The sequence below is a fragment of the Pseudomonas sp. MPB23 genome, assembly GCF_046605395.1.
Lineage (GTDB): Bacteria > Pseudomonadota > Gammaproteobacteria > Pseudomonadales > Pseudomonadaceae > Aquipseudomonas.
This window is the reverse complement of the sequence record NZ_CP176771.1, coordinates 3,129,759-3,146,280: the sequence shown is the minus strand read 5'-3', so window position 1 is coordinate 3,146,280 and position 16,522 is coordinate 3,129,759. Positions and strand designations below refer to the sequence as shown.

Genomic DNA, 16,522 nt, shown 5'->3' with positions numbered 1-16,522 from the left:
CGTTCCCCACGGCTGACTACTTTCTCTGACTGCCCGATGCAGGCAATCAGTCCGCCTTACGGCTTGGCAGCTTGAAGTCCGTGACCCTATCGGCAATCGAGCGGATCTTCTCCACGCCCAGGAAGCCAACCCAACCACCCGCGAAGGTGGCCATGCTCTGAGGCAGGCCGAAGAAGTCCAGACCGCTGATAATAGTCAGCGTTAGACCGCCACAGATCGCACCCTCTACAAGCATCTGGCGGCGCGTGCCGCCTCCGTAGGTGATGCGAAGTACAGCCATCGCACAGGACAGCGCAGCCGCATAGAGGATTGGCGAATGCTGGCTTAACCACGCAAGCGCAATCGCCCAGGTGTCTGGCTTGTCTGGCATGTTCGACATCTCAGGTTCCTCCCTTTCGGGAAGTGAATAGATCCGGCTCCAGCAGCACTCCCAGCTCAGCGCGATGGGCGTGGTGGGGCCGAAAAAGAAAAACCCCGGCGAATGCCGAGGCTTTGTGAACTGCAAAAAACAACTTCTCGCCCGAGGGCGGAACTCAACAGGCTCCGACTTCAGGCAGGCTAGATTCGGCCTGCTTCCAACGTCACATCAAGAACCGCTTTCCGGGAGGTGTCATATTGGCAAGCATATCGATGACGAAGGAAGTTACCGAAACCATTTTGCATTTTGATCTCGTCACCGTAATAGGTAATGGACGCCTTTTTCTTGTCCCCCCATGCAAGCTTGGAGAAAATCGGGGAAGTTATGCCGTCTGTCCATTCGTAATCGTACTTTGCCATTTTTTGAATGACCGGCTTGCAAGCGATTATGGCGTCAATTTCGTTTTTTTCTGCCCAACACTGGAGATCTGCTTTGCAGCCAGCCTGTTTTCTTAGCTCTTCTTCCTTGGCTCGGGCTTCTGCGAGCTGCACTTCTTCCTGCTTTTTCTTTTCAGCAGCCGCAACATCCAACTGATGCTTCGCATAGCCGGCAGCATCCAGTCCGAGAGATTTAGCGGCACGGTACTCCGTCAAACCTGTAAAACCTTGCTCTTTGGCTTTTTTTTCATCAGTGCCAGTAATGGCCGTACTGCCGATAGATGCAAAAACAAACCCAGCTACAACAAAACCCCAAACAGGCAAGTTTCGCGCAGTTGCTTTCCTCGCGAAAATCCAAGTGAGTGGAAACAGAAGCAACGAGCCAACCAACATGAATACGCCAGCGAAAGCATTTTCAGAAAATGCGCCCATCGCCGCGAAGAAGCAGGAAATCGCAACAACTCCACACAGCACTTTTAGAATCGTCTTGCCCATCAGAACACTCCTTTGTGATGTGTGGATTCTATGGCAGATAGCCACACACAAAAAGCCCAGAGCGCTGACGCCTAAAATTACGACGATTCAGACACAAAAAAGCCCAACTCAATGATTGGGCTTCTATATGTGTCGCCGCTCATAACGCGCAAGATCGACATGATGGGGTTAATTTACGGCCAGTCGGCCAACTGGTCAAGCGGCATCTACAAAGATTTGCTCGCTGTCGAATATCTCGGTGGCGTGGATCACGGCCTGCTCTTCGAGTTTCTCCAAACGCTTGTGGATTCCGCCTCTCCAGTTACGGCGCGTGCGCTCCGGGGATCCCTCCAAGTCCCAAGTGTTCATGTCGTAGAACTCAGCAGGAAGCACGATCATGTCGGTGGAGCGCTTACCGACCTGAACGCCCTTCAGCTTCGGTATGGCCCAGGCCGTCAGTGCCTTATAGATGAACAGCTGCGGCGCCGGCGAAACCATGCGGGCAACCAGCCTACCGATGGCAGCGACCTTATTGGCCTTGTGCGTCGAGTACTTGGCCACCAGCACATCCCACTGAGCCGGCTCAAGCTGGCGGTGCAGCAGAGCGTACAGGCAGCAGTCGTAATCAAACTTGTCGCGCACTGACAATGTGCTGCCGGTGCCACCCTGCCGAAGGTCGGCGTCGATCAGCTTCTGCCAGGACTGCTTGGTGCTGTTGTCGATGTTGTCCGCTGCCAGCACCCGCACCAGGGTACCCATCACGTCGTTGTACATAGCCATGGATCAATCCCCTGCTTGTGCATTGATGGCGCGACGACCACCGCGAGCCAATATCTTGTCTTGGCAGGAATGAATCGCCGTGCAGAACTCGCGCTGCTCCATTGGATGCTCTATCGGCAACTTCAGAAACTCATTCCAGGCCTCTGCCAGAAGCCCAACCACCACCACTTCTTGATCGGTAACTCGAGCCTGATCTTCGGTAAATTTGATGGCCATGCTCAATCCCCCGTGTAGTTGGTGCCGCCGGCGCCGCGGCGGTTGTTCTCGTTGTACCGCGCTTCAGCACCGGTAGGCTTGAAGCAGTTGAATTGCGCGATCTGGTGCTCAGCGGCCTGGAGACGAATGCTCAGCTGCGTCACCAGCACCTCCAGCGGCAGCGCCTCGCCGGTTTCGGCGGTGATCCAGCCCGAGGCGTTGCACTGCACGCAGGCCAATTCATGGAAAACACCCTTGATCACCGCCCTGCCGCCGCATATCGGGCACTTGGCCAGGTCGAGCTGGGCGGCGCGGAATGCTGGGCCGTGGGACTTCTTCATTTGGCCTCCAGCAGTTGCTCGTGCAGACGGTAGACGTTTGGGCCATCGCCATGAGGCCAATGCTCCACCGAAAGCTCCTTGCCGGTCTGCATGGTCAACACAAGGTACTTGCCGCCATTCCAATTCTCGTACCGCATCGAGCTGACTTCGGCGGGATTCACGGCGAGGCCGGATGCCTTATCGAGCAAAATCATCATTTTTAAACCTCGCCTATGGTTTGTCGTTGATCTGGCTAGAGGTCACGCAATCCGTGGCCTCTACCGGAATATGGGAAACTTCGCGTAATGGCTCTGCAATGGTGTGGATCACAGCAAACCCGCGCGCGTCTAACCATTCGTGCCACTTCTCCAGCGCCTCTCGCTTGCCTGCCTCTACCCACGTGTGGATGTATGCCTGCACGTTGTGCCCCATCGCGTGGTTCAACAGCAGCTCGCCAATGAGGAAGTCCACCCCCAGATCCACCCAGCCCGTTCTGGCAACCTTGCGAAGGTCATGGCTTGTCCACTCGCCTCCTGCCAAGCGGGTAAACACGGCGCATGCCTGGCTGTCGGTCAGTGGCTTGCCGCCACGGGACGGGAATAGGTACTTGCCCTGGTAACCCGTGGCCGCCTGAGCTGCGTGATATCTCTTCAACAAGGCGCAAACCTGGGCAGTAAGCGGAAGGGTCAACTGACACCGAGTCTTCGTGTGCTCAGCCGGGATATGCCACTGGCGCTCTTCGAAACTGAAGTCCGACCACTCAGCCATCCGCGTTTCGCCGGCACGTGAGCCATGGCACAGCATCATCAACGCCAACATTGCATCAGCCGGGGCCGAGCTGAACCTGGTCGCCAGACCGCTCAGCACCTCCTCCACCTGGACGTCACGCAGGCGCGCCGCCTTGGGCTTGATTTTTGTTTTGGAGAAGTCGCTGAACCGGATCGCATTCATGGGGTTCGTTTCGATCAGGCCGAGACGTGCCGCCTGGCGAAACGCTAACACCAGCAACCGAAAGATCAGGCGCAGGTATTCAAGCGACAACTCAGCCTGTAGGGGCCACATCAGTCGCTGGTCAATCTCGGACTTGTTCACGCTGGACAGCAGGAGGTCGCCGAGGCGCGGGCGAAGGTGCTTGCTCATTACAGATCGCGCAGTGGTCTTGCGCTTGGAAGACAGATTACGGTCGCGACCCATGCGGTCGTCGAACCATTCAAGCAGTTGACCGACTGTCGCCCACATCCCGATCGCCGTGCCTGCCTCAGGCTCAGTGACCAGGCGAGCACGTACCGCCGGGAGGGCCGCTAACATTTGCTTGGCGTTCAGATCGGGGTAATTTGCGATCTTGTTCCATGCACTGCCCACGACCAGATACCAAGATCCTTTGGTGCGGTCCTTCTTATACCGAAACCTGAACGCAGGTTGACGGGCGTCTCGAAGGTCGCGCACCTCGCTGGCCGCATGCCGGCGAATCTCGGCATCAGAGAGAGCTATGGTCAAGGTCTTGGATTGAGTCACGCGGCCACCACTGTAGGAGCGAGTTGAAGGTAGGCCCTAATCGCCTCAATGGCGTCGAAGTGCCCACGGCAGACGATGGCCAGGTAACCCTGATCGGTCAGCGCCTGCAGGTATGCGTCCTGGGCCGGGGATACCGCGGCGTCGTGCGGAGCGGTCGCCTTGAATTCGATGTACAGGCCGAAGTACCCACCGCGCGCCATCGGCAGCACCAGGTCGGGAACGCCGGCCTTCACGCCCTGTTCTTTCAACTTGATAGCCACCAGCTTGTGCCGGTGCCCACCGTTCGGGACGTGGTAGATCAACTTCGCGGCGGCGGGATAGCGCAGGCTGATTTCCTTGATCAGGGCGGCCTGCTCCAGGCCCTCACGGTCAATTGACTTGGCGCGCACTGGCTTCGCGCTGAAGGCCTTCGGGCTGAACGCTTTCAAATCTTCACCTTCCCTTCACGAATCAGGATGTCCTGGGTGCGCATGACGCCCTCAGCCAGAAACAGCCGGATCTCGTATTTGGTCAGTTGCCCAGGCGCGCGCAGGCGCCCGTCGGCGATGTCGTGGCAGTAACCGCAGGCCCATGCGGCCTGGAAGTCGTTGGGCTTCATGCCCATGCCGCAGGTGCCGGCCAGGCGGTAGTGCGCCAGGACGGTAGTAGACGGTTCGCACGAGCAGCCCGGAAATCGAACCTGGCAATCGCGGTCACGGGCGGCGGCGGTGAGCCTGCTCATTTGGCCCCTCCTGCAAGGCGTGCGCGGAGCTCAGCGAGTGCGCCTTTGCCGACTTCGGGGGTGATTCGGCCATCAACCTTGGCAGGAAGCGCCTTAGGCATTGGCTGAAGTGGCAGGCCGTCGAGCAGGCGCCGAATGGTGATCGTGTAGTTCCGGTCGAAGAGCTTGAGGCTGAGCGCAGCATCGAGCTTGTTCAGGCTCTCGAAACCGCATTCCTTGGCCGTGTGCCAGACAGCGTCATGCGACCACCGGCCCTGCCCCGCCATGCTCGGATGGGCGTTTCGCACTGCTTCACGGTGTGCAGCCGCCAGTGGAGGAAGCCCGAGCATTTCGGGGGTTGGCTTGCACCACTCGATGAACTGCCCAGGGCTTGGGATGAAATCAGAAACCTGCTTGCGCGCCTTGATCATGCCGAACTCGATTTGCCCCTGAGTGCGAATACCTTCGTCGAGGAAGGCCTGCATCCACTGGACCTTGGCGGCTCGGTAGGTCTCCTTGTCCGGCCATGCCTGCCGCCAGGCCGAACGAATCAGGCGCAGCTCGGTGAACAGGTCGTTGATTGCCACGGCCATCTGGCGGCGGCCTTCGTCCTGGGGAGCCTGCACCTCATCTGCCGAGATGAACTCGCCGGCCTTGGGATTGGCCCACAGGCCCTGGGTTACTGCGGCTACCTGCTTAATCACGATTGCACCCCGTTCTGCCAGTCGGTGCTGTCGTCATCGAACTCAGATGCGGGGGCGGGCCTCTGCCGAATTGGGGTGACGTTGGTAGCGGCGGCGCGGACCTTGTCGTTGTTCACCCACTTGACCAGCATGCTCACCCATTCAGCCTGGGTGTTGACCTGGTGCTGCGGCTCGTAATGCGCAGTGAAGGCAACCCGCACTTCCTCGGTGAACAGGTCCAGCGCCAGGCCTCGGTGAAACGCGTAGGTGGTCAGCAGCTTTTGGTCAGGCACCCAGTCGAGGGTCATCTCGCTGGGCATGCGAGGATCTACAGGCTCATGCGCAGAGGGAGGGTTTTGATCTTCTCTTCTCTTCTCTTCTTTAGGTAACGCACCGCTAACGCTCGAAGCGTTACCTTTGCCGTTACTTGCCTTGTGGTTTGCTACCCGCTTTGCCGTGAGAAGCCTGTTTTTAGCGGTCTTCCCGTTGTGTCGGTCGAAATGAGGGAGGCTGATAACGCCGTCGATCTCGATCATCCAAGCAACAGATTTCATGTGTTCGCAGAAACCGATAACGCCAACGAGACGATCAAGTAACTTTTTGCTAACGCTCGGAGCGTTACCGTTCTCTGTTTGTTGGTCGAACCAGCCCCACACACGCATCAGCTTGCCGACGACAGCATCAGGGTCGATATCGGCCAAGTCAGCGATCTGGCAAACCTCGGGCTTATCCAGGGTGGTGAGTTCGAATTTTATCCAGTCGCCGGCCATTACAAAGCCTCCTGAAGGACTGTTGCGAGATGGGTGATGCCTTTCCGGGTGACCATGACCTGCTCCACGACCTTGAGGTCTTCCTCGGCGCCCTTGCCTACCTTGACCAGCTTGTGCTCGAGCAGGCCGGCGGTGAGGCGGGGCTGGTACGCAGACCAGGCCGAGAACGCGGCGCGGCGGTATATCCAGCGGTTGTCGCTGAGCCACTTGAAGAGTTTCAGCGGGCCGATGCCCAACTGCTTGGCAGCCGAGGTGATGCAGATAGAGCCGTCGGTGGCGGACAGGCGCTCCAGGGCTTGAACCTTGGGCGCCTGCTGCTGGATGACCTGGTGCAGCGAAGCGTTCTGCTTGGCCTGATCGGCGGCGAGCTGGAGGGCTTCGGCGAAGTTGGTAGGCAGCGACATCGAGTGTCGCGACACATTTTCCAGTTCCTGCAATCGTGTCACGACACGATGACGAAGAGGGATGCTGTAGCCGGTGAGCAAGGTCTCGGTCAGTACGCGATCCAGACGAACTTCCGAGGTGCGGCCGCGCTCATCCGTATATCGAACTGCCTGGCTCAGATCTGAGCCAGCCTTTTCGAGCGACTCAAGCATCACATTCACATCCCTAAGGACGTTCTTGTGCTGTTTGCCTGTGAGCTCAGCAATCTCCCGGCTCGACATGGTGACGGTATTGCTTGGAGCGACAAGTGTGTTCATAATGGCCCCACGAGTTTTATTGCTGTTGAAAGGACCGCCCTGCCAGGCGGTTTTTTTATGCCTGTGATTCAGGCGTTATGGGTGTCCGGCGCATCCGTGGTAGCTTTTTGCTTCCCAACGAAAAGGCCTTGGAGGCCGGACATGGCAATCGAAAGAATTCCAGTCGTGACGCGCGAATATTTATTGAAAAAATTGCAGGATCTTCCTGTAGGAACTGAAATCAGCTTCTCTGGACTTGAGTTCATTGATTTTGAGTACACGTGTCGGTCACCCAATCGAGTCCAGGCAGTGCTCGATCCAAGGGTGTACCGAACGGCGGCAGGCGAAGTGGTGGTTGAAAACCCTGAATGATGTGAAAAGCAGCCTGGCAAGCATCTTCGGCGGATTTCGCCAAGCGTCCTGAGAAACACTCCCCCCCGAGTCGAGTGGTTACGCTGTAATGCCCCGTCATTCCAATTGCGGGAGTTATCAGGACGCTGACATCTGCCTTGGCGCGCAATGCGCGCGCTTCGTCGTAAAGCGCATGAGCCTGCTTTTCGAGAACTTCAGCTTGATCGAACGCGAGTGCGAATTCGTATCCGTCTGCCTGCACGTCAATAGCGTCGATCACCATCTTCCCTTCGCTCTTGTCCGCCATATCTTTTCCCTTCCTATGCACTGTATGAATTGGCCTGAAGATCAGGCTGCCTTTAGCGATTCGCGCAGGACCTGCAGCGCGTCTATCGCCTCAAGGATTGCTTTCTCGCCCTGGGCTTTTTCGTGCTGGCTGATGTGGTTGTCAGCGGCTGCATCGAAGATCAATCGGCCAACGTCACCGCACTCCGCCGAAAGGTGGCCGAGGGCAACCATCAGCGGTTTGGCTACCGGCTTCTCACGGGGGGCCAGGTCATAGCCAAACTTTTCAGCGAGGGCCATCAGGGGGCGCATGTCGCCGGTGTGCAGCAGGACGCCGAACAGATGCTCAATCGTCAGGTGGTGAGCGGAGTTATCCGGGTTCGAGCGCTGCAGCAGACTCACGTGCGCAAGGCACATCTTTCCGGCCAACTCCTCTGCCCCACTTTCCTTGATGGTGGTGTGGCAGGCCCTCAAGAAATCTTCCATTCGTAAAACCTCAAATATGTTTCCGTGGCGCCCTGCTGGTGCGGAGGCGATCATTTCGATGGTCAGGCGCGCAATGGCTTCAGGCAGCGGTCTTCTTCGAGACTTCCGCGTCCAATGCTTCAAAAACTTCCGGCTTGGCGATACGCAGAAACATCATTCTTGCCCTTGGGATGCCGTACTTCCTCCAATCGCTAACCGATGGAGGGCGTACCTCGCACAGCTCGGCAACACGAGAGGTGCCGCCGAGAGCGTCGATAATTACATTTGGGTTCATGCCTGATTTCTCCGGCTATTCGCATAGGTACGGATATTAGGCATACCTTTTATTCAGGTCAATAGGAATACCTTACATGCCTAGTGTTAGGCTCGCCTAATGAGGACACTTCAAGAACGTTTGAAACTGGCTATGTCTGGCCCTCCAAAGGTCACTCAAGCCGCCCTGGCGCGTGCTTGCGGCGTTCGCGCGCCTTCTGTAAATGACTGGATTTCAGGCAAAACAAAAACGATTGAGGGACAGAATCTTTTGATCGCCGCCGACTATCTGAAGGTGATGCCTATGTGGCTGGCCACCGGAAAGGGACCTATGCGTAAAGGTTCGGGTGAGGGGGGGCAACCTGAAAGCAAGGAGAGCAATGTGGTGCCTATTGATTCTCGCCGCAAATCACAGGATTCCTGTTTCATTACTATTCCTCAGATGGACGTAGCTGGATCAATGGGGCATGGGAGAGTGCCACCAGACCATATCGAAGTGATCAGGGACATCACTGTTCATCTTGACTGGTTGAAGACGCAGGGACTGTCTTATTCCAGGCTGGAGAACTTGGCCATCATTGATGGCGATGGCGACAGCATGGAGGGCACTTTTCGCAATGGTGACGCACTGCTGGTGGATCGAGGCATAAGCGATATACGGACCGATGCGATCTATGTCTTTACGCTGGATGGTGAGCTTTTCATAAAGAGGATTCAGCGCCTGACCGGTGGTGCTCTACGCATAATTTCGGACAATCCGGTGTATCCGGCGATCTTGATTGAGGGCGACACACTTGCGCGCGTGCACATCCAGGCCCGTGTCTTGCTTGTGTGGAATGCTCGCAAGCTTTAGGGGTGATCAATGCCGCTCTGAAAGACCAATCAGTGGCTGTGTTGACACCAGTTCCAGGTTTCAGAATTTTTAAAGGAGTAAATCTATGAAATGGATAGCGCTGATCGTGGTTGTACTTATAGTTGTCGGCATAATCCAGGGCGTGCTCGGTAAGGCATCCAAGCCAGGAACAAGAGATACAGCCAATAGCCATCCTGGCAAGCAAGGTCGCCTCACTGAAAGCCAAATTTTGTGCTTAACCAGTGCGAGTAAAAGCGAGCCAATCTACGCGGAAAACCCATCTCATGTGCACAGTCAAATGCCGGGTGAGGCGGCATGCTTCAATCTAAGAACCGTCGAATCCCTTGTTAAACGCGGTTTCCTGGCTTCCGATCAGAGGGGTGGCTACTTGCTCACTGATGACGGCATGGTCGGATTGGGGCGTGGTATGGGATACCGGGATTAAGGTTCTAAATATAGGCGCACTCAATATCGAGAAACGCCCGCCGATCTGTTGTCTACACGCGCCATCATTACAGCCCGCCCAAGAGCGGGCTTTTTCATGCCCTGCAAAAATAAATTAGGGATGCCTATTGACTAAAAAAGAAGGAATGCCTAATGTTTGTTCTATCGCAGCGACATACAGCTACTGCGAACCGCTCTTTAACAGTCAGCGCAACAAACAACAGACCGCATTGCCTCTACCGGCGACCGGCGAGCAGACAGGCCCGAAAGCCTGCCAACGACAGGAACAACCTGGACGGCTGCTCGATGGTGAAACGCCAGAACCGAGTGAATGACCCGGCATGCAATGCGCCCCGCTTCTCCAGCGGCAATAGGAAACAAATTGCACCTCATCAGAAGAGTTTTTCCACACCCAACACGGAGGGTTTGCACCAATGCCGCATTAACGGCTTCACCCTGGTAGCGCAGAAAGCCTGAAGGCTGCGCCGCACAACCTGACAGGCAGCGGCATCTGGGTCGTCGGTGTCACCGCGCACTGGCCGAGCAATCGGTAGGCCACCCCAAGCAAGTCCACCGCTGATGATTCAAACCCAGGCCGTCGCCAGTAGCGGGCCTGGGAGGCTGTCACGTAGGGAGGTCTTCGTGATGCCAACAAAAGCCCGGTTTCGACTGGGCTTTTTTACACCTCGTCTTTATTCGTCAGCACCCTCCCCTGGGCCCACCGGCGCCCACCAGGTTGTCAGGCTGCTGACGAATAAACGCAACCCACACCGAGGATCAACCATGCATCCATCATTTCAAGAGCGCATCGATGAACTCGGTGCGCTTCTACGCAAAACCCACGCAGCCAGAATTGATTTCTTCGAGCGTGTTGAGCGCGTCATGCCCACCAAGAAGGTTCGCTTTCAGGTGTCCGGCGAGAGCGGCGGCATGTATCGGGTGATTGATTTGAGCACCGGCAAGACGCGCGCTTTCCGCGAAACCTTCAAGGCCGCATACGACATCGCGCTTCAGTTCGAAGAGAAGGCCAATCGCCTTCCTGGCGGTGCCCAGTGATCGGCGTGCCTATGCCCAACCCGCGCGACTCTATCATCGAGACCCTGAACCAGCAGGTGGACGCTTTCTTCAGTTCAGGGAAGACCGCCCAGGTCATCCCGCGCGGCGTTGGAGTAGACGGCCCCTACAACGGGACCACCGCTCACCACGAACGCCTCCGCAAAGAACGCGACAAGCTGGCACCGGCCGTGCGCGCAGAAGCTGCCAAGGGCGTCGTAGCCAGCGTGGCCGCAAAGAACCTGGGCATGCACATCAAGCGCGTGACGCTGATCGCCCAGGAGAACGGCTTCAAGTTCGCCGACACCCCATGAAGCGCATCAGCAACCAGGTGCGACAGCGCCGTCGGCAGGCATGGCTTGATTTGCCAGCACATGAAATCGAAGAGGTAGGCCATGGCCAAGGACAACGCGCAGATCCAGCGGGACAAGCGCGCGAAAGAGAAGGCGCTGCTCGACAGGATAGGCGCCGAGAAGCGAACGCTGATTGTATCGAAAGCGCTCGATGATGCACTTCAGGTGCTTGGCGAGCGCCACGATTTCGAGGAATGGCAGGAAACGGTATCCACGTTCCTGATCAACCTGGCAGCAGCGCCGGCCGAAGAATCTTCGCGATTCGTAAACATGTCGCGACCGGTTTTCGAAGTTACAGAAAAGCAGTCGCGACAGCTTAAAGAGTTCAGCAAGACCGGCATCGAACCAGCATAACCCACCCTACTCGCTGCATCCGTTAACCGGAGGGCGGCGCTTACCCGGAGTAACCCCATGACCAAGCAAGCACAGCAAATAGTACTCGCCGCCGAACTCCCTGAGCGCGGCCAACCTCTGGCCGGCGGCGTGTTCGTCACCCGCTACTGGCTCAACGGCGTTGAGCGCGCCCTGATCCTGCTGCCCGACGAGATCAGCGGCCCGTGGGGCGAGTACGGCATCGAGATCAAAGGCGCGGGCAGCTACAGCGACGGCGAGGCGAATACCCGCGCTATGGCCGAGGCAGGCAGCGTAATCGCCATCAAGGCTTTGGAGCTGGATGGCTTCATCCCGTCTTGCCTGGAAGGCCAACTGCTGATGGCAGCCAAGGCCGAAGGCCTGGTGGAGCTCCGCGAAGATCGTTGGCACTGGCTGAGCACGCAGCGCTCCGCCTACTACGCCTACCTCATGGCCTTTGAAGATGGCTGGCTCAGCTACGGCGGCAAGTACGACGAGCGGCTCGCGCGCCCTGTCCGCAGCCTCCCTATTCAGTAATTCATTCCTTCAATCGTTTTTCGCAGGTGATTCCCGGGAGCACCAGGACGACGCTCAGACCAGAAGCATGTCGGGAAGCGCCGGCTACCTGCACTCTTATCTCGCTCACAGGAGCATCCCATGCGCGCCAATGAACTGACCACGTACACCCGTGGAGATCTGACTATCAGCAGCCCGGACGAAGGTGTGGTGCTGAAACTCGCAACCCTGGCCATCGCCGCCGCGCCAGCCATTGCGGCAATCGGCATCCCCGCAATCGGCGAATACTGGCTCGGTGAAGGCGGCGTGAACGGCGGCCTGTTCCCCGGCGGCGACAAGCCCTACTACCTGATCGTGCCGACCGGCAGCGATGCAGAGGCGACCCATGAGTGGGGTGGCTACGGCGATGAACTTAGCGGCGCCAAATCTCCATGGGACGGCCAGGCGAACACCGCTTACCTCGCCAACAGCAACCGGAAGCACGACCACCCGGCCGCCCAGTTCTGCGCATCCTTCGAGCGAGACGGTCACAAGGACTTCTACCTGATGGCGCGCCGTGAGGCGTCCTTCCTCGAGATCACAGTGCCCGAGGTGTTCACCCAGGCCTATCACTGGACGAGTTCGCAGCGCTCCGCCACCAGCGCCTACTACGTGGACTTTGGAGATGGCTGGCTCAGCAGCTACGGCAAGGGCTACGAGCGGCTCGCGCGCCCTGTCCGCAGAAAGTTTATTTGATCATTCAATCCTTCATTCATGGGCGCGATAGCGCCCTCGCTTTTCAGGGAGGCCAGGGATGGCACTGCATACGGATTTGGAAATCCACAAAGTCGCCGAGGAGTTGCTCGGACTTTCACTTGACCTGGTGCGCAACATCCCGCGCGATCTGAAACAGGTGGTCGGGGCAAAGATCCGGGACGAGTGCTTGCAGGTCTTGGTGCTGATTGGTCGGGCCAATATGACCCGGGACAAACTGCCCCAAATCAACCTGTTGCTGGAAAGTATTTGGATGCTCAGCTACTTGCTGCGCGCCCTCACCAACCGAGGGTTGATCAGCAAGGGGCAGCACGCCAAAGCAATGAAGATGACGGCCTCTATAGGTCGACAGGCAAACGCCTGGAAGAAATCCGCAACCGCGCCCGCTGCTTGAGGGTCAAGGCCCTCTTGCCTGTGCGCCAAATCTGGTCGAGCCGCTGACCTCTGGTCACCGCCATGCGCACAACAGAAACCGCCGGTCTAAAGCGTCCGCGTAGGTCTCGCGCAGTTTCCAAGCTGATCGGTACTGCCTTCGGTTTGGCGATGTAGATAGCTCGACAGGTCGCAGCGCTCCGCCAACAACGCCTACAACATGGACTTTGAAGATGGCTGGCTCAACAACAACGACAAGAACAACGAGCGGCTCGCGCGCCCTGTCCGCAGATTTAAGTGTTGCTCCCTTCCAGTTCGAGGATCTCGTCCAGGCTTACTACGACTGCCGGCGCAACAAGCGGAATTCCGCAAGTGCCCGGTTGTTCGAGAAGGACATGGAGATCAACTTGCTGGAGCTGCACGACGACCTGATAGCCGGTACTTACCGGCCGGGCCGATCCATCTGTTTTGTGGTCACCCGACCGAAAGCCCGCGAGGTCTGGGCGGCAGCCTTTCGGGACCGCGTCATCCACCACCTGCTGTACAACCATGTGGCACCGCGCTTCTACGCCAGCTTCATAGCGGACAGTTGCGCATGCATTCCAGGGCGCGGCACGTTGTACGCCGCCAAGCGTCTTGAATCGAAGATCCGCAGCGCCTCGCAGAACTGGTCAAAGCCGATCTTCTACCTCAAGTGCGACCTGGCCAACTTCTTCGTCGCCATCGACAAGGCGGTGCTTCGCAAGCAGCTAGAGGCCAGGATCACCGAACCCTGGTGGCTGGCCCTGGCCTCGCAGATCCTCATGCACGACCCGCGCGAGAATTACGAGACCCGCAGCCCGGCTCACCTGTTCAACCGGGTGCCGCAGCACAAGCGCCTGGTTGCGCAGCCCGCGCGCCTCGGCCTGCCGATCGGCAATCTGTCATCGCAGTTCTTCGCCAACATCTACCTCGACGCCCTGGACCAGTTCGCCAAGCACACGCTGCGCGCCAAGCACTACATCCGGTACGTGGATGACTTCGTATTCCTGCATGAGTCGCCCCAGCAGCTAAACCAGTGGCTGGCCGAGGTCGAAGCGTTCCTACCCAGGCTCGGCGCCAAGCTGAACCCTACCAAGACGATCCTGCAGCCTGTGGATCGCGGTGTCGACTTCGTTGGCCACGTCATCAGGCCCTGGCGCCGCACCACTCGTAAGCGGTCACTGGCCCAGGCACTGAAGCGCACGGCCGCAGCGCCTGCCGAGGATCTGCGCGAGACAGCCAACAGCTACTTCGGCCTGCTCAGCCAGGCCAGCCACAGCGAGAAAGATCGGGCCGCACTTGCCCGCGTCGTGCTCAAGCGCGGCAACAGCGTCAATGCCGACCTGACCAAGACCTTCCAGAAGAAGTAATCCCCCCATTTTCGAATAGCGCCAGCCGGCGAGGATCCCCTATGTCCGCACAACAGAAGAAACACCCCTTCGATTTCAAGACCCAATACGGACTCGGTTTCAACCATCAGGACGATGAGATCGTTGTCGACTTCTTCTGTGGCGGCGGCGGTGCTGGTACGGGCCTGGAGATGGGCCTGGGCCGTGCGGTGAACGTGGCGAAGAACCACAGCCCGCAGGCGATCAGCATGCACACCGTGAACCACCCAGGCGCGAAGCACTTCACCACCGACGTGTTCGAGGGTGATCCGGACACCGAATGCGGCGGCAAGGCCGTGGGCTGGTTCCACATGTCCCCGGACTGCACGCACCACAGCCAGGCGGCCGGCGGCCAACCGCGCAAGCGCGAGATCCGCAACCTGTCGTGGATCGGCTTGAAGTGGGGAGGCAAGAAGCGGCCCCGGGTGATCAGTCTGGAGAACGTGAAGCAGATCCTGCAGTGGGGCCGGCTGATCGCCAAGCGCGACAAGGCCACCGGCCGCGTTGTTACCCTTGACCAGATTCCGCACCCAACCAAGAAGGGAGCGACCACCAACCGAGTGGCGTCGCCAGGCGAGCAGGTGCCGGTTTCCAACCAGTTCTTGGTGCCTGACCCGAAGCAGCGCGGCCGCACCTGGCGCCGCTTCGTGGCCCTGCTGGAAGCTATGGGCTATGTGGTGGAATGGAAGGTGATAAAGGCCTGCGACTTCGGCGCGCCGACCAGCCGGGAACGCCTTTTCATGATCGCCCGGTGCGATGGCCGGCCGATCGTGTGGCCTGAGCCAACCCACGCCAAGAACCCCGCCAAAGGCCAGCAGAAGTGGAAAACAGCCGCTGACTGCATCGACTTCACCGACTTGGGCAAAAGCATCTTCGGCCGCAAGAAGGAACTGGCCCCGGCCACCCTGCGCCGCGTTGCCAAGGGCATGAAGAAGTTCGTCATCGACAGCGCGACGCCATTCATTGTGCCGATCGCCAATTGGTCAGGCGAAACGGTGCAGTCTGCCGACGAGCCCCTACGCACCGTCACCTCCTACCCGAAGGGCGGCGCCTTCAGTGTGGTCAGCCCAATCATCGCACCGGCAACGCACCAGGGCAGCGACCGAATCAATGACCCGCTCGACCCTCTGCCCACGGTGACGTGCGCAAACCGAGGCGAGCTGACACTGATCAGCCCATTGATGGTTGGAGCCGGTGGGCCTGAGTACTCCGGCAAGCCGGTGGGCATGGACCAGCCTGTGGGCACGCTGATGACCCAGAACCACCGCGCGATCGCAGCAGCACACCTGGTGAAGTTCCGCTTCGATGACGCGGGCAAGGCGCTGGACGAGCCGCTGCCGACCATCACCAGCGGCGGCAACTATCAGCGCCCGGCCGGTGCCGCCCATGCAATGGGCATATCCACGGTGTTCATGGCCCAGATGAATGGCGGCTTCAACACCACGGCCGCCAAGAGCATCGAAGACCCGATGACCACGGTGACCAACACCGGCAGTCAGCAGCAGCTGGTGGCGGCGAACCTGGTGCACCTGCGCGGCAACTGCGATGCGCGCGACGTAAACGACCCGCTGCACACCATCAGCGCCGGCGGCCAGCACCACGGGTTGGCCAGCGCATTCATGGAGCGGGCATTCGGCGGCAGTGTTGGCCAGGGCGTGGAAGGCCCGGCGCCGACCATAACGGCAGGCGGCGGTGGCAAGAGCTCGCTGGTATCGCTCACCTTGTCGCCAGAACACGAAGCCGGTGCCCTTCGGGTCGCTGCCTTCCTGATCAGCTACTACGGCACCGAGAACATCAGCGCTTGCGATGCCCCCGCGCCGACAATCACCACCAAGGACCGCCTGGCCATGGTCACCGTGATGGTGAAGGGAACACCCTATGTGATCGTCGACATCTGCCTGCGGATGCTCAAGCCGTCCGAGCTGTACAAGGCCCAGGGCTTCCCGGCCGACTACATCATCAGCCACGGGGCCGACGGCAAGCCCTTCACCAAGACCCAGCAGGTGCACATGTGCGGCAACAGCGTAAGCCCGCCGCCGATGGCAGCTCTGGCACGAGCCAACGACCCGTGGCGCACTGAGCAACGCCAAGCGCGCGCCGCGTAACTCCCCCACTCCACCGCCCGGGCATGA

25 protein-coding genes are annotated in these 16,522 nt (G+C 58.8%); 10 read left to right on the top strand and 15 right to left on the bottom strand.

Annotation, left to right across the window (positions count from 1 at the left end; all coding sequences use genetic code 11):
- Positions 1 to 46: 46 nt before the first annotated feature.
- From ACLH0J_RS14665 to ACLH0J_RS14595, 15 genes are all read right to left on the bottom strand, one after another.
- Positions 47 to 379 (bottom strand): phage holin, lambda family, encoded by a 333-nt coding sequence (locus tag ACLH0J_RS14665; RefSeq protein ID WP_411392537.1) that lies wholly within the window; start codon positions 377 to 379, stop codon positions 47 to 49.
- Positions 380 to 558: 179 nt separating this feature from the next.
- Positions 559 to 1,290 (bottom strand): hypothetical protein, encoded by a 732-nt coding sequence (locus tag ACLH0J_RS14660; protein ID WP_411392536.1) that lies wholly within the window; start codon positions 1,288 to 1,290, stop codon positions 559 to 561.
- 195 nt (positions 1,291 to 1,485) lie between these two features.
- Positions 1,486 to 2,049, bottom strand: coding sequence for a hypothetical protein (locus ACLH0J_RS14655; protein WP_411392535.1), 564 nt, complete (start codon positions 2,047 to 2,049; stop codon positions 1,486 to 1,488).
- 3 nt (positions 2,050 to 2,052) lie between these two features.
- The gene (locus ACLH0J_RS14650) at positions 2,053 to 2,265 is read right to left on the bottom strand and encodes a hypothetical protein (RefSeq protein WP_411392534.1); all 213 of its coding nucleotides are present in this window, start codon (positions 2,263 to 2,265) and stop codon (positions 2,053 to 2,055) included.
- A gap of 2 nt (positions 2,266 to 2,267) precedes the next feature.
- Positions 2,268 to 2,585: a hypothetical protein gene (locus ACLH0J_RS14645; protein WP_411392533.1), complete on the bottom strand. Its 318-nt coding sequence runs from the start codon at positions 2,583 to 2,585 to the stop codon at positions 2,268 to 2,270.
- Positions 2,582 to 2,782: a hypothetical protein gene (locus ACLH0J_RS14640; RefSeq protein ID WP_411392532.1), complete on the bottom strand. Its 201-nt coding sequence runs from the start codon at positions 2,780 to 2,782 to the stop codon at positions 2,582 to 2,584. The genes ACLH0J_RS14645 and ACLH0J_RS14640 overlap by 4 nt, the downstream gene beginning before the upstream one ends.
- 13 nt (positions 2,783 to 2,795) lie before the next feature.
- Positions 2,796 to 4,079: a tyrosine-type recombinase/integrase gene (locus ACLH0J_RS14635; protein ID WP_411392531.1), complete on the bottom strand. Its 1,284-nt coding sequence runs from the start codon at positions 4,077 to 4,079 to the stop codon at positions 2,796 to 2,798.
- The gene (locus ACLH0J_RS14630; protein WP_411392530.1) at positions 4,076 to 4,507 is read right to left on the bottom strand and encodes a VRR-NUC domain-containing protein; all 432 of its coding nucleotides are present in this window, start codon (positions 4,505 to 4,507) and stop codon (positions 4,076 to 4,078) included. The genes ACLH0J_RS14635 and ACLH0J_RS14630 overlap by 4 nt, the downstream gene beginning before the upstream one ends.
- Positions 4,504 to 4,800 carry a DUF1364 domain-containing protein gene (locus ACLH0J_RS14625; RefSeq protein WP_411392529.1) on the bottom strand — a complete coding sequence of 99 codons (297 nt, stop codon included), beginning with the start codon at positions 4,798 to 4,800 and terminating at the stop codon, positions 4,504 to 4,506. Before ACLH0J_RS14625 ends, ACLH0J_RS14630 begins: the two co-directional genes overlap by 4 nt.
- Positions 4,797 to 5,483, bottom strand: coding sequence for a replication protein P (locus ACLH0J_RS14620; protein WP_411392528.1), 687 nt, complete (start codon positions 5,481 to 5,483; stop codon positions 4,797 to 4,799). Before ACLH0J_RS14620 ends, ACLH0J_RS14625 begins: the two co-directional genes overlap by 4 nt.
- Positions 5,480 to 6,232 (bottom strand): DnaT-like ssDNA-binding domain-containing protein, encoded by a 753-nt coding sequence (locus ACLH0J_RS14615; protein WP_411392527.1) that lies wholly within the window; start codon positions 6,230 to 6,232, stop codon positions 5,480 to 5,482. The genes ACLH0J_RS14620 and ACLH0J_RS14615 overlap by 4 nt, the downstream gene beginning before the upstream one ends.
- The gene (locus ACLH0J_RS14610; protein ID WP_411392526.1) at positions 6,232 to 6,933 is read right to left on the bottom strand and encodes a phage antirepressor KilAC domain-containing protein; all 702 of its coding nucleotides are present in this window, start codon (positions 6,931 to 6,933) and stop codon (positions 6,232 to 6,234) included. Before ACLH0J_RS14610 ends, ACLH0J_RS14615 begins: the two co-directional genes overlap by 1 nt.
- Positions 6,934 to 7,174: 241 nt before the next feature.
- A complete protein-coding gene (locus ACLH0J_RS14605; protein ID WP_411392525.1) occupies positions 7,175 to 7,570 on the bottom strand; it encodes a hypothetical protein in 396 nt (131 codons plus the stop codon).
- A 41-nt stretch (positions 7,571 to 7,611) separates the two neighbouring features.
- A complete protein-coding gene (locus tag ACLH0J_RS14600; protein WP_411392524.1) occupies positions 7,612 to 8,034 on the bottom strand; it encodes a phage regulatory CII family protein in 423 nt (140 codons plus the stop codon).
- A gap of 79 nt (positions 8,035 to 8,113) precedes the next feature.
- On the bottom strand, positions 8,114 to 8,308 hold the full coding sequence (locus tag ACLH0J_RS14595; RefSeq protein WP_411392523.1) for a hypothetical protein: 195 nt from the start codon (positions 8,306 to 8,308) through the stop codon (positions 8,114 to 8,116).
- A 99-nt stretch (positions 8,309 to 8,407) separates the two neighbouring features.
- Between ACLH0J_RS14595 and ACLH0J_RS14590 the strand changes: the two genes are divergently transcribed.
- From ACLH0J_RS14590 to ACLH0J_RS14545, 10 genes are all read left to right on the top strand, one after another.
- A complete protein-coding gene (locus ACLH0J_RS14590; RefSeq protein WP_411392522.1) occupies positions 8,408 to 9,139 on the top strand; it encodes a S24 family peptidase in 732 nt (243 codons plus the stop codon).
- Positions 9,140 to 9,224: 85 nt separating this feature from the next.
- Positions 9,225 to 9,584 carry a hypothetical protein gene (locus ACLH0J_RS14585; protein WP_411392521.1) on the top strand — a complete coding sequence of 120 codons (360 nt, stop codon included), beginning with the start codon at positions 9,225 to 9,227 and terminating at the stop codon, positions 9,582 to 9,584.
- A 782-nt stretch (positions 9,585 to 10,366) separates the two neighbouring features.
- Entirely contained in the window at positions 10,367 to 10,639 is a 273-nt protein-coding gene (locus tag ACLH0J_RS14580; RefSeq protein ID WP_407693226.1) for a hypothetical protein, read from the top strand.
- A gap of 11 nt (positions 10,640 to 10,650) precedes the next feature.
- The gene (locus ACLH0J_RS14575; protein ID WP_411392520.1) at positions 10,651 to 10,950 is read left to right on the top strand and encodes a hypothetical protein; all 300 of its coding nucleotides are present in this window, start codon (positions 10,651 to 10,653) and stop codon (positions 10,948 to 10,950) included.
- Between the two features lie 81 nt (positions 10,951 to 11,031).
- Positions 11,032 to 11,343: a hypothetical protein gene (locus ACLH0J_RS14570; RefSeq protein WP_411392519.1), complete on the top strand. Its 312-nt coding sequence runs from the start codon at positions 11,032 to 11,034 to the stop codon at positions 11,341 to 11,343.
- A 57-nt stretch (positions 11,344 to 11,400) separates the two neighbouring features.
- On the top strand, positions 11,401 to 11,877 hold the full coding sequence (locus tag ACLH0J_RS14565) for a hypothetical protein (protein ID WP_411392518.1): 477 nt from the start codon (positions 11,401 to 11,403) through the stop codon (positions 11,875 to 11,877).
- Between the two features lie 120 nt (positions 11,878 to 11,997).
- Positions 11,998 to 12,591 (top strand): DUF1566 domain-containing protein, encoded by a 594-nt coding sequence (locus tag ACLH0J_RS14560; RefSeq protein ID WP_411392517.1) that lies wholly within the window; start codon positions 11,998 to 12,000, stop codon positions 12,589 to 12,591.
- Between the two features lie 58 nt (positions 12,592 to 12,649).
- Positions 12,650 to 13,003 carry a four helix bundle protein gene (locus tag ACLH0J_RS14555; RefSeq protein ID WP_411392516.1) on the top strand — a complete coding sequence of 118 codons (354 nt, stop codon included), beginning with the start codon at positions 12,650 to 12,652 and terminating at the stop codon, positions 13,001 to 13,003.
- Between the two features lie 373 nt (positions 13,004 to 13,376).
- The gene (locus ACLH0J_RS14550) at positions 13,377 to 14,372 is read left to right on the top strand and encodes an RNA-directed DNA polymerase (RefSeq protein ID WP_411392515.1); all 996 of its coding nucleotides are present in this window, start codon (positions 13,377 to 13,379) and stop codon (positions 14,370 to 14,372) included.
- A 41-nt stretch (positions 14,373 to 14,413) separates the two neighbouring features.
- Entirely contained in the window at positions 14,414 to 16,495 is a 2,082-nt protein-coding gene (locus ACLH0J_RS14545; RefSeq protein WP_411392514.1) for a DNA cytosine methyltransferase, read from the top strand.
- Positions 16,496 to 16,522 lie beyond the last annotated feature (27 nt).